Source organism: Mangrovibacterium sp. (assembly GCF_059905295.1).
Window position 1 is genome coordinate 1 of the sequence record NZ_JBZQJF010000255.1, and the last position, 24,734, is coordinate 24,734.

16 protein-coding genes are annotated in these 24,734 nt (G+C 43.5%); 6 read left to right on the forward strand and 10 right to left on the reverse strand.

Annotation, left to right across the window (positions count from 1 at the left end):
• Nucleotides 1-112: 112 nt before the first annotated feature.
• From pstC to AC37HE_RS13210, 6 genes are all read right to left on the reverse strand, one after another.
• Nucleotides 113-964 (reverse strand): phosphate ABC transporter permease subunit PstC, encoded by an 852-nt coding sequence (gene pstC / locus AC37HE_RS13185; protein ID WP_500783315.1) that lies wholly within the window; start codon nt 962-964, stop codon nt 113-115.
• 95 nt (nt 965-1,059) lie between these two features.
• Entirely contained in the window at nt 1,060-2,115 is a 1,056-nt protein-coding gene (gene pstS / locus AC37HE_RS13190) for a phosphate ABC transporter substrate-binding protein PstS (RefSeq protein WP_500783316.1), read from the reverse strand.
• Nucleotides 2,116-2,126: 11 nt separating this feature from the next.
• Nucleotides 2,127-3,086, reverse strand: coding sequence for a porin family protein (locus AC37HE_RS13195; protein WP_500783317.1), 960 nt, complete (start codon nt 3,084-3,086; stop codon nt 2,127-2,129).
• A 392-nt stretch (nt 3,087-3,478) separates the two neighbouring features.
• A complete protein-coding gene (metK, locus tag AC37HE_RS13200) occupies nt 3,479-4,732 on the reverse strand; it encodes a methionine adenosyltransferase (protein ID WP_500783318.1) in 1,254 nt (417 codons plus the stop codon).
• A gap of 267 nt (nt 4,733-4,999) precedes the next feature.
• Nucleotides 5,000-5,266, reverse strand: coding sequence for a hypothetical protein (locus AC37HE_RS13205; protein ID WP_500783319.1), 267 nt, complete (start codon nt 5,264-5,266; stop codon nt 5,000-5,002).
• A gap of 231 nt (nt 5,267-5,497) precedes the next feature.
• Nucleotides 5,498-6,502, reverse strand: coding sequence for an LLM class flavin-dependent oxidoreductase (locus AC37HE_RS13210; protein WP_500783320.1), 1,005 nt, complete (start codon nt 6,500-6,502; stop codon nt 5,498-5,500).
• Nucleotides 6,503-6,651: 149 nt separating this feature from the next.
• Between AC37HE_RS13210 and AC37HE_RS13215 the strand changes: the two genes are divergently transcribed.
• Nucleotides 6,652-7,050: a DUF7670 domain-containing protein gene (locus tag AC37HE_RS13215; RefSeq protein WP_500783321.1), complete on the forward strand. Its 399-nt coding sequence runs from the start codon at nt 6,652-6,654 to the stop codon at nt 7,048-7,050.
• A gap of 77 nt (nt 7,051-7,127) precedes the next feature.
• On the opposite strand, the gene AC37HE_RS13220 is transcribed toward AC37HE_RS13215, so the two are convergent.
• Nucleotides 7,128-8,300: a tetratricopeptide repeat protein gene (locus AC37HE_RS13220; protein WP_500783322.1), complete on the reverse strand. Its 1,173-nt coding sequence runs from the start codon at nt 8,298-8,300 to the stop codon at nt 7,128-7,130.
• Between the two features lie 281 nt (nt 8,301-8,581).
• Nucleotides 8,582-9,493: an ATP-binding cassette domain-containing protein gene (locus AC37HE_RS13225; protein WP_500783323.1), complete on the reverse strand. Its 912-nt coding sequence runs from the start codon at nt 9,491-9,493 to the stop codon at nt 8,582-8,584.
• A gap of 302 nt (nt 9,494-9,795) precedes the next feature.
• Between AC37HE_RS13225 and ispG the strand changes: the two genes are divergently transcribed.
• Complete coding sequence (gene ispG / locus AC37HE_RS13230) at nt 9,796-11,661, forward strand: (E)-4-hydroxy-3-methylbut-2-enyl-diphosphate synthase (RefSeq protein WP_500783324.1); 1,866 nt, start codon at nt 9,796-9,798, stop codon at nt 11,659-11,661.
• A gap of 3 nt (nt 11,662-11,664) precedes the next feature.
• Here the strand turns inward: ispG and AC37HE_RS13235 are convergent, their stop codons facing one another.
• Both AC37HE_RS13235 and AC37HE_RS13240 read right to left on the reverse strand, forming a co-directional pair.
• Entirely contained in the window at nt 11,665-12,276 is a 612-nt protein-coding gene (locus AC37HE_RS13235; protein ID WP_500783325.1) for an HAD family hydrolase, read from the reverse strand.
• A gap of 106 nt (nt 12,277-12,382) precedes the next feature.
• Entirely contained in the window at nt 12,383-15,274 is a 2,892-nt protein-coding gene (locus AC37HE_RS13240; RefSeq protein ID WP_500783326.1) for a triple tyrosine motif-containing protein, read from the reverse strand.
• A gap of 211 nt (nt 15,275-15,485) precedes the next feature.
• On the opposite strand from AC37HE_RS13240, the gene bglX reads away from it, so the two are divergent.
• From bglX to AC37HE_RS13260, 4 genes are all read left to right on the forward strand, one after another.
• A complete protein-coding gene (gene bglX / locus AC37HE_RS13245; protein ID WP_500783327.1) occupies nt 15,486-17,699 on the forward strand; it encodes a beta-glucosidase BglX in 2,214 nt (737 codons plus the stop codon).
• Between the two features lie 31 nt (nt 17,700-17,730).
• Entirely contained in the window at nt 17,731-20,919 is a 3,189-nt protein-coding gene (locus tag AC37HE_RS13250) for a SusC/RagA family TonB-linked outer membrane protein (RefSeq protein ID WP_500783328.1), read from the forward strand.
• 19 nt (nt 20,920-20,938) lie between these two features.
• Nucleotides 20,939-22,447 (forward strand): RagB/SusD family nutrient uptake outer membrane protein, encoded by a 1,509-nt coding sequence (locus AC37HE_RS13255; protein WP_500783329.1) that lies wholly within the window; start codon nt 20,939-20,941, stop codon nt 22,445-22,447.
• A gap of 29 nt (nt 22,448-22,476) precedes the next feature.
• Nucleotides 22,477-24,734: hypothetical protein (locus AC37HE_RS13260; protein WP_500783330.1), on the forward strand; the 2,258-nt coding region annotated here is incomplete at its 3' end.

Consider the following 24,734-nt stretch of genomic DNA (forward strand, 5'->3'; position numbering starts at 1 on the left):
GTGATGATGGAAAGTAAAATGACCATTCCAAGAACCAGCTTATCTTTTAATTGGCGGCCTTTCGAAGTATCCTGAAGTCGTATGTGTTCTGTTGTATTCACGTTCCTGGCTTTTATTGCATCTTTTTAATAATCAGTTTCCCAAGTGCATTGACGATGGCTGTGATAATAAACAGCAAAAGCCCGATCGCAATCAGGGAACTTAATTTGAGTCCGTCGGCTTCGCCAAACTGGTTGGCGATAACACTGGCCATGGAGTTTCCGGTTCCAAAAAGGCTGTCGGGGACCTTGTTCGAGTTACCGATCAGCATGGTAACAGCCATGGTTTCCCCCAGGGCACGACCAAAAGATAAAATGTATCCGGCAATAATTCCGGAGTGTGCATTGGGGATGGTTACCGTTTGAATAACCTCAAGGCGGGTTGCTCCCAGCGAGTAAGCCGCCTCTTTCAGGTCGTTTGGTACCATGGAGATAATTTCGTTACTCAGCGATGTAGCGTAAGGGATAATCATGATGGCCAGTATAATACTGGCTGTAAATACGCCAAATCCCTGGCTGCCGATTCCTAAGTCAATCATGATTGGGCGCAACACGTAGAAGCCCCAAAGACCATATACGATCGACGGAATTCCGGCTAAAAGGTCAACCAGCGTACCCAGGATGCGGGCAATGCGGGTTCCTTTAAAGTATTCGCCCAGGAAGAGCGAGGCAGAAAAGGAGAGGGGTAAACTAATTAAAAGAGCCAGAATTGATGAAATCAATGTTCCGGCAATGAAAGGTAGGGCACCGTAGTTTTCTTTTCCGTAGGTCGGGTCCCAGTTGTTCGAGAAAATAAATTTAAAACCGAAAGTCTGGAAAGCCGGAATTGAACCCACTACAAGTGAGTAAATCATTCCCGCTGCCACAGTAATGAGAAGAAATGAGCCAAGGGACAAAACGAGTCTTGTAATTTTATCGCTATTCATAGCTGTATTTCAAATTTCAAATTGAGCTGAAAACCCGGGAGGATTTTTATCTCCCGGGTTCTCTCCTTGCTCACTTAATCCAATACGATTATTTGTTATTGTAATGGTTTACCGTTATAGGTTACTGTGTTCAAAATAGCTTTTGCTTTTTCTACAGCTGCAGCAGGTAGCGGAGCATAGTGTACTTTTGGAGCTTCGCTTTGTGCTTCAGGGCTCACCATCCATTTCAGCAAGTCAACAGTTTGTTTTGCCTGTGCTTCGCTGCGGTTGTTGTAATTCTGCTCTTTGTAGAAAATCAACCAGGTGAAACCGCTGATAGGGTATGATTGAGGATCAGATGAGTTTGTCAACATGATGCGTGTATCAGCAGGAATCTCGCCTTGTGCAGCAGCACTGATTGATTCGATTGTTGGGATGATATAATTACCTGCAGCATTTTGTACTTCAGCCATGTTGATCTTTTGCGCAAAGGCAAATTCAGAACCGATATAACCGATTGAAGCTTCTGTTTGGCTGATTGTTCCGGCAACACCAGGGTTACCTTTAGCACCCATACCTACCGGCCAGTTCAATGATTTACCAACACCGATCTGGTTAGCCCATTTTTCGCTGATTTTGCTCATGTAGTCTGAGAAAATTTGCGTTGTACCACTACCGTCTGAACGGTGTACTACAGTGATGTCCATATCTGGGAAGTTAACACCTTCGTTGTTAGCTTTAAGTGCAGGGTCGTTCCATTTTGTGATTTCGCCCATGAAGATTTTCACTAACAAATCGTTGGTCAATTTCAAAGAATCAACTCCCGGAACGTTGAATGCGATTACAACAGCACCCATACAAGTTGGGATGTGTAAAACCTGTCCCGGCATTTCTTTCAGTTGGTCGTCGTTCAGGTAACCGTCAGTGGCACCGAAGTCAACTACCTTGTCTTTCAGGCTACGGATACCACCACCTGAACCAATACCACCGTAGGTAACTGTTGATCCGGTTTCCTGACCGTATTTTTTGAAAACCATGTTGTAGAATGGCAGCGGGAATGTTGCACCGGCAGCCGTAAGGTCTACACTTTTACTCTCTGTTGTTTTCTTTGCAGAGTTTGAACAACTACTTAAAAGAGCAGCCGCCAAAACAAAGGTTAATAACTTTTTCATTTTCAATTGTATTAGAATTTAATTTCGCAATTCATGAATAAACTTGACTGGAATGGCAAGCTGCTGTCAGCAGGTTTCCAGCCATTGAAGTTTGGAGCAATTTTAATTCCTTTTACAGGAGCATACTCGATACCTGCAATATACATTTGGCCGTCGTTAGACGTTTTATAGGCGTTGTTTGATTTGTCAAAGCGAGCGAAAAGCTTCACTTTTTTCGATGCTTTGTAGCTTGCATAAGCAGAGTAACCATCAATGTCCTGTCCGTCAACAAAGCCGTTGTTGTATTGCTTGTCGTATTCAGCGCTCAGGCTGAAGTTATCCCCGGCATAACCGGCGAATAAAGCCAGTGTTGATTCGGTCACATCTTTGCTGATGAAGTCGTAGTAAGCGCGGGCTGTTAACTTTTTAACCGGCTTAAATGTTGCTCCAAAACCTACGCGCATAGCGCTGTCTGATTGAAGTTTTTTGTAACCTTCACCGTTTACAAGGATCGCATCAGCACTGAAAGCATCGCAGAATTTGTAAGCTGCACTTACCCCTAAGTCAGCACTTGAGTTGTATCCGAATTTATCCTGGAATGATTTTTCAACGTAGCGGTTACCCCAGGCTTTTTCCTGTGTTCCGAATGCTGTTGTACCAATTAAACCGAAGTTTACGGTTAAGCCGTTGTTCTTATAAGCAACGTAGGCATTTTTCACGTAAGCCGTCATTTGCAGTTTACCAACACCCGGATCACCGATGTCGAAGTTTGCTTTGGCTGAAAAGTTAGGGCTGAAAGAGTACTCGTATCCGAGATACAGACGTGACAGTTCGAAAGCTGTTGCTGTATTCCCGTCGGTAATCGTTGAATGAACGTTACTGAAAATTTTCATGAACGGTTTTCCACTCGGTTTGAACTCTTCTGATGTCTGTGACATACCAATTACAGCTATGCCCAGCATAGCAAATGTTAATAATACTTTGCGTTTCATATATACTTAAGATTTGTTTTAAAATTCCTTTGCCAGAATTCGAAAGCAAATCAAGATCTATTTGGTTAAAGCTGGATTAATGAAATATTACAAAACGATTAATTGTGTGATGATGGCCTCATTTTTTTGGTTTTTGCCTGTATTTACGAGCAGATAATCAGTTTGTTGTAGGAGATTACAAAAATATTACATTTTGTAATCAGTTGGTAAAAAAGAAGATCAGGCAGTAAAGCCGAAAGGGTCTGTTTCAGTCGTGTAATAATTCTGAAATGGCCATTTTTGCTTGATTGGGGCCTGTTACAGCTCGTGCATGAAAGTGTAAAAACAGAAAAAGCCCGACCATGTGGCCGGGCTAATATCTCAGGTTGATATATTTGTTTGCGGTAAGCGGATTAAATGCCGAATACTTTCTTTATTTCGATGACATAGTCGAGTTTTTCCCAAGTGAACAACTCCACTTCTTTTTCAATTTTCCCAAAATAAGGCGATTCAAAAACTTTACTTACGGTTTCAGGTGTACGTCCCATGTGTCCGTAGGCTGCTGTTTCGCGGTAGATCGGGTTACGAAGCTTCAACCGTTCTTCGATTGCGGCCGGGCGCAGGTCGAACAACTCTTCTACTTTGCGGGCAATGGCGCCATCATCCATTTGCACATTGGCTGTTCCGTAAGTGTTCACATAAACACCTACCGGTTTAGCAACACCAATAGCATAGGCCAATTGTACCAATACCTCGTCGGCAACACCTGCTGCTACCAGGTTTTTAGCAATGTGGCGCGATGCATAAGCTGCCGAGCGGTCTACTTTCGAAGGATCTTTACCAGAGAAAGCACCACCACCATGAGCTCCTTTACCACCGTAAGTGTCGACAATGATTTTACGGCCGGTTAAGCCGGTGTCGCCGTGCGGACCACCGATCACAAATTTACCGGTTGGGTTCACATGGTACTTAATGTCCTTGCCAAACAAGGCCTGAACACGTTCCGGCAATTGCTTAATCACGCGTGGCATCAGTATGTTGATAACGTCATCTTTAATTTTAGCCAACATCGGTTCGTCTTCGTCAAACTCGTCATGCTGAGTTGAAACAACGATAGCTTCGACGCGCAATGGGGTATTGTCGTCCTTATATTCAATGGTAACCTGCGATTTAGAGTCGGGACGCAAGTAGGTCATTAGCTCTTCTTCGCGGCGAATTACAGCCAGTTCCTTCAAAATGCGGTGCGACAAATCCAACGGAAGCGGCATATAATCCTCTGTGTCCTTGCAGGCATATCCAAACATCATTCCCTGGTCGCCGGCGCCCTGATTCATTCGGTCTTCCCGGTCAACACCACGATTGATGTCGTCGCTTTGTTCGTGAATCGCAGTCAGTACACCACACGAGTCACCGTCGAAACGGTATGCAGCTTTGGTATACCCGATTTGGTTAATCACTCTTCGTGCAGTTTCCTGCACATCCACATAGGTTTTCGATTTTACCTCGCCGGCTAGTACAACCTGTCCGGTAGTTACCAACGTTTCAATGGCTACTTTAGAGTTCGGGTCAAATGCCAGAAATTCATCCAGCAGGGCATCAGAAATTTGGTCGGATACTTTGTCCGGGTGTCCTTCCGATACCGATTCGCTTGTAAATAGATAGCTCATCTCTTTTAATTCTGTTAAAATCGGCCTGCTTTATGAAGCGGGTCAATGATTAATTGTTTAATTATCTGTTGTGGATGAATGAATTGAAAGGAAAGCGAAAAAGGTTAAAGCGATTGCTTTAGCATTTTTTTCTGTGGTTGCAATCAATCTCAAATTTGTCCACAATTACGGCGGCAAATGTAATATCTTTTTTTGGTTTTCAAAACAACTAAAAAACAGTGTTTCGGGTTTGTTTCAATTTGAAAGCCAGCTGGTGGGGCTGTGTTTTCATTTTTTTAGATCATCAACTTTTCTTTCGGGCTTTTTGAATTGGTAAATGCCCTTACCAGAGCGGTAGATGAGGCTACCAGAGAAGTAAATGTGTTTACCAGAGCGGTTGATAAGGCTACCAGAGCGGTAAATGAGTTTACCAGCGAGGTTGCTACTTCGACCTAACAGCTTGGTGCCTGCCAAAAGGAGGTTGGTGGGTTTACCGACGAAGTAAATACCTTGACCAACTGTTTTTTGGGATGTTTCCCGGCCTCCGGTTTGCATTTTACGGTCATTTTCCTGCATTTCCCGTCGGGGGAAATGGTTACCAGAGGTGGGTAAGTGCCTACCAGAGTGGGGGTAGAGTTTACCAGGTGAAGGGAGATTGTTACCGGAACAGGGGAAGAGGCTACCAGAACGGGGATAATGACTACCGAGGTGGGGAAAGAGGCTACCAGATGAAGGAAACTAATTACCAGAGGCCTGGAGATGCTTACCAGCCTCTGGCTTGACTGGTTATAAGTTGTTTACCACTTCCGAAAAGATGCGGTAGGAGTCCACCCGCATTTGATGATCGTAAATGTGGGATGAAACGATAATTTCGTCGGCATTGGTGTGATGCAGGATTTGTTTTAGCTCCCGAGTGATTGTTTCACGGCCGCCGATTAACGAGCAAGCCAGCATCAGGTCGATACGGTCTTTGATAATCCCCCAGTTTTCGTAGCCCAAATCGTGGGTTGGCGGTTGCATCAACTCGCGACGGCCGGTAACAATGCCCAGAAAACTGCGGCGCATGGTGCTGGCCAGGTATTCGGCTTCCTCATCTGTTTCGGCAGCGACCACTTGGCTGCCTACGATCACGTATGGCTCTTCCAGTTGTGCCGATGGTTTAAAGTTATCGCGGTAAATCTTCAAGGCCGGAATGAGTTGCTGCGGGGCAAAATGGCTGGCAAAAGCGTAGGGGAGTCCCAGCTCGGCAGCCAGGTATGCGCTGTCGGTACTCGACCCTAAGATCCATAAAGGCACATTGGCACCTTCCGACAAAATCGAGCGAACTTCGGATTTGCAGTTTTCGGGTGAGAAGTATTGCTGAATTTTACGCACCTCGGTCGGGAAATCCTGGGCAGCACGCATCCGGTCGTAACGCAGTTCGGCAGCTGTTTTCTGATCGGTTCCGGGAGCGCGGCCCAGTCCCAGGTCTATACGTCCGGGGAATAAGGCAGCCAGGGTTCCAAACTGCTCCGAAATAACCAGTGGCGAGTGGTTGGGAAGCATAATGCCGCCCGAGCCAACGCGGATGCTTTGGGTGCCTTGAGCAATCTGTCCGATAATGATCGAGGTGGCGACGCTTGCTACACTAACCATGTTATGATGTTCGGCAACCCAGTAGCGGGTGTAGCCGAGTTTTTCGGTTTGTTGTGCCAGGTTGAGGCTGTTGTGCAAAGCATCGGCCGGGGTTGAGCCTTCGGAAACCGGCGCTAAGTCGAGTACCGAATAGGCTAATTGTTTTCTACTTGTCATTTTGTTTGTTGTTTTCGGACTTTACAACAAACAAGGATGGAAATTGATTAAACGAAAGGAGCTCGAACCCCGTTAGTCGGCTTTATGTGTCGAACAAACAAAGGCAGAGGACTAAAAACTAAAATGAATGGTTAACGTAAACCATCGATGTGAAAAGCAAACCTTATAAAATACTGTATTGGCTTCCTCGCATACTGGGCATTATAGCTATTTTGTTTGTGAGCCTGTTTGCGCTGGATGCTTTCGAGCCGGGATTGAGCCCATGGAAACAATTGTTTGTTTACCTGATGCATCTGATTCCGTCGTACATTCTGGTGGGCTTATTGATCTTAGCCTGGCGGAGGGAGGTTGTTGGCGGCACGTTGTTTATTGTTGTTGGTTTAGCTTTTAGTCCGGCAGTGTTTCTGCACAACTACCACATGAACCATTCGGTATGTTCCAGTTTAGGTTGCGTAGGGGCTTTGACTTTCCCTTTTGTTGTAATCGGAGGGTTGTTTCTTTTACATCATTTTAAAAAGAAGTTTAGCAAAAAAAAATATCATTCGTGAGTGAGGGGCTAGTATCTGATAAATCCAATCTCGTTTCCGGGATTGGATTTATTCCATTTTGTCTTAACCAGTCAGTTTTAATCAAGCTTTACGTAAGTCTCCTGTCGGTAATTCTCCCAGTCAATCTTGTTATCCTCAGCTATTGGCCAGGTTTGGATCAAGCTGTCTCCTTTTAATTCCATGGTCATATTTACTTGCGAACCGACAAGTGCTGGCGACATGTGGTAAATAATGGTTTCCTGGTAATGGTCGCCCTTCAGCTTGTAGCTTCCGCCGGCAAAATTATTTAAGTCGCTATCGTTATCGTTGAAATGGAACTTGCCGGTGGCTGTGAAATATTCATCCGACCAGATTTTTACCTGGCTACCGGTGACGTTGCCGGGGATTTCAAATTCAACTTTACCGCCGGTCACCGATTTAATGTTCACTAACAGCCAGGCTCCCCGTAAGTCGGGCGTTTCCATGTCGGAAGGCATTTGGGCCCACTCGGCCAGCTTTTTGGCTTTCATCGCTTTTTCGTAGCTCCAGTCGTTGTTTATTTTATTTGCTTTCATGAAGCTATCGTAAGCATTCTTGTATTGCCCGCGTTCCATAAAGTAGTCGCCTTTCGAGTCGTAGGGATTGGGATGATCGGGGACCAGTGCAATGTACTTGTCGAAGGCATCGCAGGCAGCATCGTAGTCTTTTAAGCTAAGCAGGGCATAGCCTTTCATATTCCAGGCTGCTCCGGGGGCGTCGGTGAAGGTGAGTAGCTGGTCGCAAATCTTCACAACCTCTTCGTATTTTTTCTTCTGCATCATCTGGGTCATTTCGAAATAATACGGTTGTTTGGCCCGGGGATACAATGCCACTAGCTTTTGGGTGATATCACTCAGGTCAGCCTTGGGATTTTCGTTCATTCTGACCAGGGCCTCCTTTAGCAAAAGCTCACCATCGGTTAATTTAGCCTTCGAGTTGAGGGCTTGTTGCAGATATTTCGGGTATTCTTCCTGGTTGCCGAAATATTTATAAATCATCGCCAGTTGATAATTGGCCATGAAAAAGTTAGCATCGCGGTCTACCGCTTGTTTGAGTAACTCAATGGCATTCGGTATTTCTGCATTCTCGAATCCGGAGAGGGCTTGCTGGTAGAGCATGAGGGCCTTTTTGTTGGTTGAACTGATAGGCATTGGTTCAACCTGTGCCGTTCCGATTAAACATGAGATAAGCAGGAACAGCATAATTGGTATGGGTTTTAGCAAGTTTTTCATAGAATTTGGGCTTCAGGTGATTCGGTGTATTCAATTGTAACAGCTAGATCTTATAGCAACATATGATGGCATCAGGACAAGGGTGTTTCATCCTTGAAACAGGAGAATCAAAGGAAAATTCAGGACTAGGGAGGCAGGTCCGAAGTTTCGAACGATCGATGATAGATCTGATAGCACATATTCTCGGCAGGTGCAGTGATATCGGTTGCACCTATCAAACTTGTACGAGAATGGGCAACGGCGGGTTAATCCTTATTTTAACGGATACTGTTGTGGTGTGCTTAATTGCGGGTCAGTTTGTGGAAGATGTTCTCCAGGCTGGTTTGCTGTTCATTCATCGTCAGAATGGTCAGCTTGTTAGCTACAGCATAGCGGAACAGTGCCGGACGGATATCTTCTTCGCCAGGTGCCTGGATGAGAAAGCTTTTTGCTGAAAGTTGCTCGATTGAGCTGAGACCCAGGGCGGAAGCCAATTGCTCGGAGCTGGATACTTCGGCAAACTCGATTAACACCTGTTGGGCAGAGAACAGCTTGCCGCTTTTGAGGTTCTCCACGGGATTGTCGGCGATTAGTTTCCCTTTGTTGATGATAAGAACCCGGTTGCAGATGGCTTCAACTTCCTGCATGATGTGGGTTGAAAAAAGAACCGTCTTTTCGCGACTGATTTCTTTGATCAGCATTCGAATGTCTTCTAATTGGTTGGGGTCGAGGCCGGTTGTCGGTTCATCCAGGATCAGGATGGCCGGGTCGTGAATGAGTGCTTGAGCCAGGCCAACGCGCTGGCGGTATCCTTTCGATAAGGCCCCGATCTTTTTATGCTGCTCAGGCCCCAGGCCAGTCATTTCAATAACACGTTCGGCTTGTTGCTTTTTGTTAGGCAGTCGATACATGCCGGCTGTCAGCTGCAAGTATTCTTTAATATACAAATCGGTGTAAAGCGGATTGTGCTCGGGCAGGTAGCCCACTTGCCGGCGGATGCGATGATTGTCGGGCGATACTTCTTCACCGTTAATCAGCACGCGACCTTCGTCGGCAGCTAAAAAGCCGGTGATTATTTTCATCAGGGTTGATTTTCCGGCACCGTTTGGTCCGAGAAATCCAACAAGCTCACCGGTATTCAGCTCAATATGAAGTGAGTCAACCGCTTTTTGCTTTCCGTAAAACTTCGAAATGTTTTCAATTTGAATTGTCATCGCCTCGTGTTTGCTTCCAAAAATAAGGAAATACGGGTGATTTGGTGATAAATTAATGTTTCAAATTTAATTTTCCGGTAATCTGTTATTGTCCAAATTACATTTCTTTTGTGCGTGGAATGAAAATGGATTGGGCTTAAGGTTGATCATTGTATATAGATACAGTAACGCTAAATACCTTGGATGGAGCAGAGTTGAAGAAATGGTTGAGGAGGTGCTTATTTCTAATAATTTAGGTCTCGAAATTTTGTATTTATTAACTTTAATTTAACTTTGTGGCTCGCAAAAACGCTTGACTGAACATGGAAGATCGGAATTTTAATTACATCAAGGATTTAACGAAGTATCAACGTCAGCAAACCTCTGTGGTTCATGTTGGTAAGATACCTGTAGGGGGAGATTATCCGATACGTATTCAGTCAATGACTGATACTGATTCCAAAGATACAGATGCCACGGTAGAACAAATTATTCGGATCATTAAAGCTGGTGCCGACTATGTACGTGTTACTGTAAAAGGAATGACAGATGCGGAAAATCTTCGGAATATTAAAAATGAATTGGTTGCACGAGGCTATGAAAACTCGTTGATTGCCGATGTTCATTTTAATCCGAAGCTGGCAGAGATTGCTGCCAAGTACATCTCGAAAGTACGGATCAACCCGGGAAATTTTTACGATAAGCGTGCCCGCTTTGAGCAGCACATTTATACCGATGACGAGTATAAGGAAGAATTGCAGAAGATTGAAGAGCAATTTGCTCCTTTCCTCGAAGTATTACGCGAAACAAATACTGCCCTTCGGATTGGAGCGAACCAAGGTTCTTTGTCGGACCGGATTATGAGCCGTTACGGCGATACACCTGCCGGCATTAGTGAGTCGGTGATGGAGTATTTACGTATTTGTAAGAAGGCGGACTTCAATAACGTGGTTATCTCCATCAAATCGAGCAATACCCGAATGATGGTGTATACCGTTCGTTTGTTGAATAAGCGGATGCGTCTGGAAGATATGGAGTATCCTTTACACCTGGGGGTTACCGAAGCTGGTGAAGGTGAAGATGGTCGCATTAAATCGGCTGTTGGCATTGGTGCTTTGCTGGTTGATGGTATCGGCGATACCATTCGTGTGTCGTTGACCGAAGCTCCGGAGCGTGAAATTCCGGTAGCTAAGAAAATGCTTAATCACATTAAAACATACCAGAATCATCAAGTGATTTCAGCGCCTTTGTTTGCGCAGGTAAATCCGTTCGAATATGAACGTCGCTCAACCCGCCCGGTTATGAATATGGGGGGCAAGCAGGTACCGGTTGTAATTGCCGACCTGCGTGATCGGACTTTGTCGGAGATTCTGCCATTACGGGGTAAGCAAATTCCGGATTATTTCCTGGATCGGGACCAGATTTTGGACTTGGAAGGAAATGTGTATCCGATTTTGGATCTGGAGGAATACCTGTTTGGTGGTAGCCACTGGGGACAAATGAAATTCATTCGAACTAACAAGATGGAGTTTGACCGCTTTATGGCGGAGAACCCTGAAATCATCATGAAGTTGAAGCAAACCCGCAAGACGGTGCTGATTCTGGAAAGCTTCAATAAGAACCCGTTTGCTGAACTTCGTGCCTTTTTCATGGCACTGGAATCTCACATCTGGAAAGTTCCTGTAATCCTGATGCGTTCTTATAAGGAAAGTAGTTTGGAAGACCTTCAGATTAAAGCTTCGATTGATTTGGGTGGTTTGTTGATTGACGGTTATGGCGATGGTATTGCCATTACCAACGAAGGTGATAATATCACATTCACGGACTTGAAAGATCTGAGCTTTTCAATACTTCAGGCCAGCAGGATGCGTGTTTCTAAAACCGAGTTTGTTAGTTGTCCGGGCTGCGGCCGTACCTTGTTTAATTTGCACGAAACAACACGCAACGTAAAAGCGCACTTTAAGCACCTGAATCATCTGAAAATTGGTGTGATGGGTTGTGTTGTAAACGGTCCTGGAGAAATGGGCGATGTAGACTACGGTTTTGTTGGTGCAGGTAATGGTAAAGTGAACTTGTATAAAGGGCAGTCGTTGAAGAAGCGGCATATCCCTTACGAGAATGCTGTTTACGAACTGGAAAATCTAATTCGTGAAAACGGTGACTGGACTGATCCGGATGATCAAAATTAGTGATTAAAAGAAAGATAATAAATCAGAATCGGGTGTGAGCCAAATGGTACTCATACCCGTTTTTTTTGCACTCTCCACATTCTCGTTCGAGTCGTCTACAAAGAGCGTTTCCTCTGCATTCAGCCCGGCATCATTCAGCACATATTCAAACGATTCCACGGCTGGCTTACGGATTCCCATTTCATTCGAATAATAATCTTTCACAAACAGGTCCGATAGGGAATGGGTAAAGGCGTTTTCAAACAGTTGGTGAAAGTGACGCACATGAATGCTGTTTGTATTTGAAAACAGAAAGACCCGATGAGTTTTTGCCAACTGCCGAACCAGCTCAATGCGTTCCGGGAAATATTCAAGGATCATGGCACACCAGGCTTTGTCTATTGCCTGATCATTTGTTGGTTGAGGCAGCAATTCCCGAATGCCTGTCCGAAATTCGTCTTCACTTAATTTGCCGGCTTCCATGTCCAGGAATACCTGGTGATTATAGCCCCATCCACCGGGTTTTATCAGGTCGGGCATGCCCAGGTTACGAAATGATTGGATCGTTTGCTGAGCATCAATTTTCAAGAGTACGCCGCCTAAATCGAAGATGATATTTTTAATCGTATCAGTCATGAACAAGCTATTTCGGGAGTTGAACTGCAAAACTAATAAACCCGTCCCGAATATTTGTGATCTTCCCTAAAATCATGGCCAATACTTCAAAAGCAATTCTTTTCTGTTACAAGGATTGAATAAATTCGGAAAGATTATCATCATGCCCCAGATTCAGTTTCTTGCGTAATCGGTATCGGGCTGTTTCGATACTTCGGATTGATGTATTGAAAAGTGAGGCCATTTCCTTACTGCTAAGTCCCATTCGTAAGTAGGCGCAAAGCTTACGATCATTCATTTTCAGATGAGGAAACTGATCGGTGAGTTTTTGCATATAGTTGACATAGACGAGGTTGAAGTTTTCTTCAAACTTTTCCCAGTTCTCATCTTCTTTGATGTTGGATTGAATACTCTTATGAATGTTATGAATTTTCCGGGTGAGGATCTGCATGGCTTCCTGACGGCGCACACCTTCTGAAATCTCTGAGAGGTTGTTGTCAAGAGTCTGGAGCATGTCATTCTTGCGGATCAGGTTCATTGTTGAATCGGCAAGCAAACTTGTTTTATGTTGCAACTCTGTTTCCAGTTGCTTGTTTTTCATTTGGATCAGTTCTTTTTCTTTCTTCTGGCGCTCAATTTCTAATTGGGCTTCCCGCTCACGAAGTTGACGTTCGCGGCGCATTTCTATCAAGTGAATCCTGCGGTCGTAGCGGTATTTCAGATATTTGAAGGCGAAATAAATCGCAACTGCCAGGATGATAAAATAGATGCTAAAGGCCAACCATGTTTCATACCAGGCAGGAAGAACGGTAATATTAATACTCTTTTCCTGTACAATACCTGTTGCCATATTATGGCCTCGGAGATGGAAGATGTAAGAGCCTTTTCTTAGCTGGGTATATTCTTTGGAGGATGCATCTTGCTGATTGATCCATTCACTGTCGTAGTTTTCCAGGTAGCACGAAAAGGATATCGCCTTGTCAGAACTGTATTCAGGCCAGACATACTCTATTTTAATTGAATTTTGGTCATGAGGAATCAGAATATTTGGAGACACATGCTTGGATGTACCGTTATAGAGAACGATGTCATTTGCTTTTGTCCCGACAATACGGCGAATTAATATTGGGGCATTGTTATTCTCTGCGATGTAATCATTGTTGACCCTAATAAAGCCGTTTTCAACATTGAATATCGTATGGCTGTCATCTATAAAGCTGATATGACCAAGGTTTGCTTGTAGTCTTTTGCTGATACTATGGAATGTAAGCGTGTCAGTCTTATAATTGCCGGTGCTATCTTTTTTTGCAAATGAGAGAGAACTGGAATTAACTGCCCATATATCTTTTCTGGGCGTTTCAAAAAGTCTGATTGGGTTTTCGACCGCGTGAAATATCGAATTAAGCCGTTCATCTTTGGGGATCTTTCCTGTTTCCCGGTCGTAGTGATGAAATCCATCGTTCGCAGAAATATATATCTTGCCGTCAATCTTGGAAATAATGTTGTTATCGTTTGTCGGGAGCCCGTTATCCGTGTTATAAAAGGTCATCTTTTCCACCATGGTAAGATCGTCAGACAGCCACAAATGATAAACACCTTTTTGCCAGTGTGATACCCAAATACTTCCATCTGAATCTTCTTCAAAAGCAGCACTTGTTTCATTAAATCCGTCTATCCGATTTGAAAATATCCATTGGTCGTTAAGCTTTTTCAAGATGTAAAGCCCTTGATAGTCACATGACAAAATACATCCCGGATGATGCTGGAGCTCCTTGAAATCCCATGTTCCTTCAGGTCCCGGTATTTTGCGGGCATCCGTTCCGGTAATCTGGTAGGCTCCGTTGTCGCTTCCGCAAAGAACTGATTCACCTATTTCACGAAGGCTCCATGCTTGTCCGGCCATATTGGGCAGTAGCTGAGGTTGCTCCGGTATTGGAGTATCGGGAATTGGAAACGAAGCATAGAATAGCCCTTGATTTGTGGCGAGATATAGCAGATGATCAAAGATGATGGATGAATAGCCGGTTCCGTTTTGATTGTTATGCCCAAAGAGTTCTTTATAAGGAGCTTCAGTGAGAACGTAAGAAATTCCTTGGTCCAACCCAAGCCAAATATTGTCCCGGTTATCAAAAAACAGCGAAAGTACGGTGTTGTTTTGTAGACCGGTGTGTACGGTGGCATAAGAGTTTTGTCCGTTGCTGGTGTTCTTTATTACAAGCCCTCCTCTTACTGTCCCAAAAGCGAGCATATTGTCGTGAATGGCTCCGCAAAATACCTGGTTTTCCTTTAAAAACGGGCTGATATCAAGGTTTAAGGGAGTAGTCGTAAATCCATCATAAGTATAAAGGCCATCAGATGCAGTGGCAAAAATAATCGTGCCATTACTATAAGGTATAATAGCTCTGATGCTTTTCCCTTGAAGTATATCAGTATTATTTAACGTGCGTAAGCGATTGTTAAAGATGTAGTAAATCGCTTCTTTGCATGTAATAATTATCTTATCATCGATAACAGCAGAACTTTCAATTCTATATTTCGTGTGGAAAATATTGAATTCGCCATTTGGTTTTAGCATGAAAATCTGCTTTTTACATTGAAATGTTATGGCATCTTTGTATTTGTAAATATTCCATACTTCATCAAAAGACTGTTCCTCTTCCGGCAAGTTTTTTGAAAGAGACTTATAGGTCGTTTTAAAAGTGACCGAGTCAGTATAGTAATAGCCAAATTCATTACTTGCTCCGGCATAGATCACATCTTTTTCTGCATCGTAATATATAGAACGCACATTCGTATTGTTGGCAATACTGTAGGTGAACCATTTGTCGCTATCGTAAGTCAGCAGCCCGTTATTATTGGCAAATAACATCCTTTTATTGTCCGTTTGCGATATTCCCCAATTTTGTGTACCCCCGCCATAGATACTTGTCGCAAAATTTCGGATGGAAGGTTGTTGTGCTTCGGTATTCCATACCGAGGCAATAAGTATCAGAAAAAAGATTGTTAGTTTTCTCTCCATTCCATAAACATAACCCAATTTCCACAATTAATTGAGGTGATGAATATGTGTTTTCCAACACGTAAACTATTGTAAAAACCTGTATGACAATATAGTGACATAATGATAGTGAGGTGTGAGGTTTTAGAAAGTGAGTTTTTTGCGTAGTGTTTTTTTTGAATATTCTGGTAGCTCAGGATAATTTCACGGTAAAATATTGAAGACCTAACTTATGAAAACAACCTTATTCGCTTTCTTAATTCTAATAATATCCATATCGGTAAAGGCGCAGGCTCCCGAGGACAAGATTGATTCGCTTATCTCCAAAATGACGCTCGATGAAAAAATCGGACAACTAAATCAGTTAAGTTATGATACGATTGACAGTAATATTGCCTCCAAAGTCGAAAAGGGAAATGTCGGTTGTATTTTGAATGAGTTAGATGCAAAGACAATTAATGCGATTCAGAAAGTAGCCGTAGAAAAAAGTCGGCTGCATATCCCAATTATTTTTGCTCGCGATGTAATTCATGGATTTAAGACCATTTTCCCTATTCCACTCGGTCAGGCAGCATCGTGGGATCCACAGATTGCTGAGAATGGTGCCCGCGTTGCAGCACTCGAAGCTTCGTCAGTAGGTATCCGATGGACGTTTGCTCCAATGATGGACGTTACTCGTGATCCCCGTTGGGGCCGGATTGCCGAATCCTGTGGAGAAGATCCCTATCTGACAACAGCAATGAGTTCTGCAATGATTAAAGGATTTCAGGGAGAGAACCTTGCAGATGTAACTTCTGTTGCTGCGTGTGCCAAGCATTTTGCTGCGTATGGTTTTACGGAGAGTGGGAAGGATTACAATACGACCCAGATTACCGAAAGAGCATTGCATGATGTGGTTTTGCCTCCTTTTAAAGCTGCAGCTAAGAATGGTTGCGCCACATTTATGTGCTCGTTTAATGATATTGACGGGATACCGTCATCAGGCAATCGTCACCTATTGACAGATATCTTGCGCGATCAATGGGGCTATGATGGGGTGCTGGACAGTGATTGGGCTTCCATTCAGCAGATGATTACTTGGGGTTTCAGCAAGGATCTTTACCAGGCTTGTGTGCAGGCCATGAATGCTGGTGTTGATATGGATATGGAGAGTCATGCCTACGACCAGTATTTGGAAGAAGCTTTAATGAAGGGCGATGTTAAGTTGGCAGATATTGATGAGGCCGTACGTCGTATATTGCGGTTGAAATACCGTTTGGGATTATTTGACCATCCCTATGTGGAAATTTCCGATAATTCTCAGTTTTACCTTCCTAATTCTTTGCAACAAGCCAAAGAGGCAGCAACTGAAGGAGCTGTTCTTCTGAAAAACGATGGAACTCTACCATTACACAATTTAAAAAGCGTTGCTATTGTTGGCCCATTGGCGAACAGTGGTGCCGACCAAGTGGGTACTTGGTGTTTTGACGCCGAGCCCGAGCATAGTATTACTCCGTTAACAGCTATTCGGGAGTTGTGCGGAAAAGATATAGAAGTAACCTACGAAGCTGGTTTGTCATTTAGTCGCGATACCGACAGTGACGAAATGATGAAGGCTGTAGAAGCTGCAAAGAGTGCAGATGTCATCCTGTTTTTTGCAGGAGAAGAAGCTGTCCTTAGTGGTGAAGCACGGTGTAGAGCTGATATCTCTTTACCGGGTTCACAAAGCACCATGCTTGCTAAGTTGAAAAAGACCGGTAAGCCGGTAGTGATGATCGTAATGGCAGGCCGTCCACTTACCATCGGCTCTGAAGTACAATTGGCCAATGCAACACTTTATACCTTTCATGGAGGAACAATGGCCGGACCTGCTTTGGCTGACTTGCTTTTTGGGAAAGCGGTTCCAAGTGGGAAATTACCCATAAGTTTCCCTAAAATGGTTGGTCAGGTGCCTGTTTATTATGCCCATCCCAACACGGGCCGTCCTGCTGAAAACATGACTTATATTGATGAAATACCGGTTGGTGCCAAGCAGACTTCTTTAGGGTTTACAAGTTATTTCCTCGATGCAGGAGATGGGCCTCTATTCCCATTTGGTTTCGGGAAAAGTTATACAACATTTAAATACGGAGATGTCAAACTTTCAGCGGATACACTTTCAATGAACGACAGCCTGACCATCTCTTGTGATGTAACCAATACTGGTAATTACGATGGTAAGGAAGTCGTGCAATTATATGTCAGGGACAAATTTGGTTCTGTTGTCCGGCCGGTCAAAGAGCTGAAAGGGTTCCAAAAACTATTTTTTAAACAAGGGGAGACCAAAACAGTGTCATTTAAGATCTCTCCATCTGATCTTGCTTTTACACACCAAAACCTAAAAAAATATGCTGAGCCAGGAGAATTTGATGCATGGATTGCTACAGACAGTCAGTCCGGCATTCCTGCTAAGTTCATTTTAAAGTAGTACCATTTTAACTAATCAAAACAGAATAAACATGAAAAAATTCACAGTCTTTTATTCTAATTACTTTGTAAGGTGCGCATTGCTCATTATACTGATGACAGTATCTGCAATTGCATTTGCTCAAAAAGTAGAGATAACAGGAACCGTTACTGACGTTTCCAACGAACCGATTATTGGAGCAACAATAGTCGTGGAAGGCATGAATAACGGAACTGTTACTGATGTAAACGGAAAATTTAACCTAGCAGTCAAACCAGACGCTACTCTGATTATTTCTTTTATCGGATATAAAACCGAAAGGGTGAAATCGCCTGTCGGGGATCTTAAAATTGTATTGCAGGAAGATTTAAAAGCTGTAGATGAAGTTGTTGTTGTAGGATACGGTGTTCAGAAGAAAAGCGTCGTTACTGCTTCAATTGCCCAAGTCTCGGCAGATGATTTGACGAAGGTTAGCCCGGTTCGTGTTGACGATGCTTTGAAAGGATTGGCAGCCGGGGTTAGCGTTACTTCAGTCTCGGGACAACCGGGTGCCGGATCTACCATCCGTGTTCGTGGTACAGGAACAATCAATAATTCCAGTCCTCTATATATTGTGGACGGAATGCCGGTTGATGATGGTATTGGCTATTTAAATCCAAACGATATTCAGTCAATCGAGGTACTGAAAGATGCTGCGTCCGGTGCAGTTTATGGTGCACGTGCAGCTAACGGAGTTATTCTAGTAACGACCAAAAGCGGTAAATCCGGCAAAACAAAAGTTTCCTACGATTTTTCCTACAGTCTTCAAAATCCATGGCGGCAGCGTGATGTACTCAATGCTACGGAATATGCGATTATGATGAACGAAGGCTCGTTGAACTCAGGTAGCAGTATCCTGTATAATGATCCTTATTCATATGGAAAAGGAACCAATTGGCAGGACGAAGTTTTTTATAATAATGCTCCGCAACAAAACCATCAACTCAGTATCAGCGGTGCCAGCGATAAGATTGACTATTACGTATCGGTTGGCTACCTAAAACAAGATGGTATTATCGGAGGTGATTGGGATCGTTCAAATTATGAGCGCCTGAGTGTACGAAGCAATACAAATTATACGGTATTTGATAATACAAAAGATCGCACATGGCTCAACAAACTGAAGGTTGGTGTGAATGCTAACTATTCACATCTTAATGAGCGGAATATTACAGCCAACTCCGAGTTTGGTTCAATTTTGGGTTCAGCTGTAACTTTGTCACCAATTTTAGGTGTTTATTATCCAACGCAGGACGCAGAAGATGCCGCTTATGCTTATTATGAAGGTAACAGCGCCTTTACTCCTGTAACCGATGAAAACGGGAAATTGTATACCATCGCCGGTGCTGATTATAATGAAATTACCAATCCAATCGCTCAACTATCCTTGCCGGGAGCTAAAAACTGGACGGATAAAATGATTAGCAGCACCTATGCAGAACTTTCGCTGTGGAAAACATTGAAGTTTAAAACAGCTTTGGGGATCGAACAAAACTGGTATGGACAAGATGGCTGGACAAAAAAGTATTATTTGAATAACAACAACAACGCCACTTATTCGTCGGTTTACTCCTCCATGAATAAGAGCCTTGTTTGGCAGGTTGAAAACACCTTGTTGTATGACTTCAAAATAAATGACCATAGCTTTAACATTGTGTTAGGGCAGAGTGCCCAAAAGAGCACGGGCAGAAGTCTCGGGGCTTCTCGTCAGGATTTAATGGAAGAAGATGCAGCCAAGGCTAACATTGACTTCGCCACCGGACTACAGGCCGACGGAAAAATGTCGGCGTCAGGCGGAGAATGGGATCCACATTCATTAAGTTCTGTTTTTGGACGAATTAGCTATAACTACGCTGAGCGGTACATGGCCCAGGTAACAGTTCGTCGTGATGGATCTTCCAATTTCGGAGCAAATCACCGCTATGGGACATTCCCCTCATTCTCGTTGGGTTGGAATATGACCAATGAAGCCTTTATGGAAGAACGACCGGAATGGTTAACAAATACGAAGCTCCGTTTTTCATGGGGTAGGAATGGTAATGAAAACATTGGACACTTTGGATATATTGCACTTACAGCTACAGGAAATAATTATGTATTTGGAAGTGGCAGTTCTCAAGGTGCTGTTAGCGGTGTTACCTCGAATGTGATTCCGAATGCGGACCTTCGCTGGGAAGAATCGGAACAGACCGATGCAGGTGTTGATTTCGGATTCTTTAAGAACTCATTGACATTCAGTGCAGACTATTACCTGAAACGTACCAATGGGATGCTGATTACAATGCCGATCCCTTCGTATAACGGAGACAATGCTCCTACCGGGAACGTTGGAAAAATGGAAAACCGGGGAGTTGAGTTCGAATTAGGTTATCGATTTAAGGTCAGAGATTGGTCTTTCCGGGTTAATGCAAACGCATCATATGTGAAAAATAAGCTCATCGACCTGGGGAATGAAAACGGCTACCAGGGATGGGACAACGTTCAGGGACTTGGATACGTTTCTTATGCAGAGAATGGTAAAGAATTCCCTTATTTCTACGGATATAAATCCGATGGGATTTTCCAGAATCAGTCAGAAATCAATGCTTATGTGAATGCTGATGGCGATTTAATACAACCTGATGCAGTTCCCGGAGATGTTCGCTGGGTTGATGTTGATGGAAGTGGTTCGATTGACAGTAACGACGAAACAAAGATTGGGAAAGGAACACCAGACTGGATTTATGGATTTTCGTTTAGCGCGAACTATAAAAACTTCGATCTCAGCATGATGATTCAAGGGACTGTTGGTAATGATATCTATGATGCTACTCGCCGTGTAGATATTAATTCAACCAACTTACCAAGTTTCATGCTTAACCGCTGGACTGGAGAAGGTACATCCGATAAATATCCACGCTTTGCCTACAACGACCAGACAAACTGGGGAGTTTCATCCGACTTATATGTAACTGATGGTTCTTATATGCGGTTGAAGAACCTTCAGCTCGGGTATACCTTGCCAGAAAATTTTACACGTAAGGCTTTTATCTCAAGTTTGAGGATTTATGTTTCAGCCGAAAACCTGCTAACATTCACTAAATATTCAGGTTTTGATCCGGAAATCTCCAGTGGCTCTTCTTCAACTTATGGTCTGGGTATTGATCGTGGTCTCTACCCGCAATCAAGAACCTACACCTTTGGATTTAACATCAATTTCTAACCTGCTAAACTGAAGTATCATGAAAAAATATTTAATCATAACAAGTTTGTCATTGATATTTGGCTTGAGTGCCTGCAACAATGACTTTCTGGAGCTGGACAGTCCTACAAAACTGACTATTGATGATTACTACAATACACAAGATCGTATTTATGAAGCGCTTGTTGCGGCTTATAGCCCATTGGATTGGTTCGACTGGGGGCAGGGAGAATACAACCCGATTAATATCATGTCGGATGTGATGGCTGATGATATCTGGTCAGGCGGTTCGAGCGCTACCGATAACGAATCGTGGCACCTTCAGGCCAATTACAGTGTAACGCCGATTAAGGTCATGTCAGGTATTTGGACCTCAAGTTATAAAGGTATTCATCGCTGCAACAACGTGATGTATTATATGCCGGGCGTGACCGACATCGATGATGCCACTAAGAATTTATATGAAGCAGAAGCCAAAGTATTGAGAGCATTTTATTATTCCTTGTTATGGAAATTCTGGGGAGCAGTTCCTTATTACACCACAAATCTGTCAGATCCTTATACCAGCGGCAAAAGCCCTGCCGATGATGTTTACGAAGGAATTATTGCAGACCTCGAAGATGCAATAGACAACGGAGGACTGCCAATGAAACAAACGGATACTTCGCTGGACGGTCGCATAACACTTGCTACGGCATATATGATTTATGCTGATGTCGTTATGTACCAAAATGATGCAAGCCGTTACAGTCAGGCTCTCACTTATATGAAACAGATCATTAGCAGTGAAGATTATGGGCTAACAACTGACTTTAGCGATGTTTGGACAGAAGACGGAGAGTGGAACGATGAGTGTATTTTCGCCATCAACTATTTTAACGACGGAGCCAGTCGCAGTTGGAGTAATCCTTATTATGCAGGTGGCACGGTTCTTCCTCAGTTAATTAGTCCTTACGGGTTGGTTGATGGAACGGATGGTTTTAACCAGGGATGGGGATTTGGACCTGTTCGCGAATCAACCTACGATATGTACGAAGAAAGCGATACTCGTCGCGACGCAACAATCCTTGACGCTCGTGAGTACAGCTACACCAAACGTTATGAAGATACTGGTTTCTGGCTAAAAAAATATTGTGCTCGTAGCGGTTATAACGACGGACAAATTGCCGATGCACAATTAAACTATGGTAACGACCTTCGCATTTACCGGTATTCTGAGACCTTACTCAATGCAGCTGAATTGCTTATTCAAACCGGAGGGAGCACTTCCGAAGCACAAGGGTATCTCGATGAAGTTCGCACCCGTGCCGGTCTGGATGCGGGTTCTGTTACTGTTTCAATCGATAATATAATCGAAGAACGTCATCTTGAATTTGTAGGTGAAGGAAAACGTTACTGGGATCTTATTCGCAGTGGAAAAGCCGAATCAACACTTACAGCAAGTGAATATCGCACAGTTAGCTGGAACACCAACAAAAAGTATCTTCCTATTCCTGATACTGAAATTAGTGCCTCTGATGGTAAATTAGAACAATACACAGCCTACTAATTAGCATTAAAACCAAAAAACTTAGTACGATGAAAAAGTATTTTATCAATATATTGCATACGCTGTTTGTGCTATTGGCCATTACAGCCTGTTCCCCCGAAGATTGGACGACTCCCTCGGAGGGTGACATTCCTGCAGCAGCAGATATTAATGCCACGATATCGGTTGATCAAAGCATAAACCAGGTCACCTTTTCTGTTGACAACCCGGGATCCTATCCCATTTGGATTTTCGATGGAGAAACCTATTCAACCGTAAACGGACTATCAAAGATCTATTCGAAATATGGGACCTACCAGGTTGAGATGAAGTTGGGAAATGCCAACGGAATCAGTGATGGGTCTGTAACCCAGTCTTTCACGATCAATAATACCCTCGTTGACTTTACAAGTTTTATCAAACGAATGGCCGGGGATTCCACAAAAGAATGGGTTATTGCCAGTGACCTGGCAGGGCATATTTCCTATGGCGATTCGGGAACTGATGGCACAAACCTGTATAGCGCTGCGGCTAATGAGAAAAAAGCCTTAGGAATTTATGATGATGTCATTACATTTTCAACCGACAGCATGTATACTTACGATCCCGGCGATGGCGGAACGGTTCTTCTGAATTCTGATTGCAGCTTGTTCAGCGACTATAACACCACAGGTTCTGATTATACGGTTCCTGTTGAGAAACAAACCACAAGTTATGGTTTTGAAGTAGAAGGGGATAATGTATTTCTGACACTTCCGGCAAACACTTTGTTCCCGTACATTCCTTACGATGATTCGTATGAAAATCCAAAATTTCAGATTGTTAGCTTAACATCTGATAAGATGGAACTGATTGCTGATAACGGGACTCTTGCCTGGCACTTCATACTTGTAAGCAAATCCAGTGTCGATGCAGATCGTCAGGGCTATGACCCCGACAGCGATTGTAACATGTGGAAAACGGCTACATTTACGAACAGCTATTATTATGCTCCGGGATGGTCACAGATTGCAGATCCGGTAATGACTCAGAATGGAAATTCATATACATTCAGCCTTCCTTCAGCTACAAGCGACCAATGGCAGGCGCAGTGTTTCTTTCATACGGATATGGCAACCAATTCAGTCACGAACTACGACTTCTCCTGTAAATTAAATTCAACCACGGATATTGGTAATGTTACGGTTAAGTTGTTCGCAGAAGGTGATGATAATACGTTCTATTTCGTTGACAATGTAAGTTTGAAGGCGTATGAAGACACTTACGTTATTCATACGAACATGACAGGCTTGGATATCGACAATGTAAGTCTGGTAGTGGATTTTGGTGGTAATCCGGAAGGAACAGAAGTTACTGTTAGCGATGTCGTATTGAAGGAAAACAGTTGCGATGACGGCACCGTTATTGACAACGGTGGCACTTCTGTTGTTTGGGATGAAAATTCGGATTGTAACCTATGGAAAACGGCTTCGTTTACGAACAGCTATTACTATGCACCGGGATGGTCGCCAATAGCTGATCCTGTTATGACTGCAGATGGAAATTCATATACGTTCAGTTTGCCAACAGCTACAAGCGAGCAGTGGCAGGCCCAGTGTTTTTTCAATACGGATATGGCAACCTCTTCCGCCAATACATACGACTTCCACTGTATTTTAAATTCGACTACCGATATTGGTAATGTTACCGTGAAGCTTTTTAAAAACGGCGATGATAATACCTTCTTCTTTACCAAAAATATCTCATTGACCGCCTATGAAGATTATGAATTTGAAATGACGGAGATGGACGGTATTGATGCCGATCAGGTTAATCTGGTACTCGACTTTGGAGGAAACCCGGCAAATACGGAGGTAACTGTCAGCAGTGTAATTCTGAAGGAGTCTTCCTGTGACAGTTCCGGTGCAATTAGTTGGAATGAAGCTTCGGCTTGTAACTTATGGAATACAGCGACATTTACGAATACCTATTACTATGCACCGGGATGGTCACCGATCGCTGATCCTGTAATGACTGCGGATGGGAACTCATATACATTCAGCTTACCTACTGCTACAACTGACCAGTGGCAGGCACAATGTTTTTTCAATACTGATATTCCGACCTCTGCAGCAAATACCTACGACTTCCACTGTATTTTAAATTCGACTACCGACATTGGAAATGTTACCGTGAAGCTTTTTAAAAACGGTGACGATAACACGTTCTATTTTACCAGTAATATTTCATTGTCGGCCTATGAAGATTATGAATTTGAGATGACGGATATGGAAGGTATTGATGCCGATCAGGTCAACCTGGTTTTCGA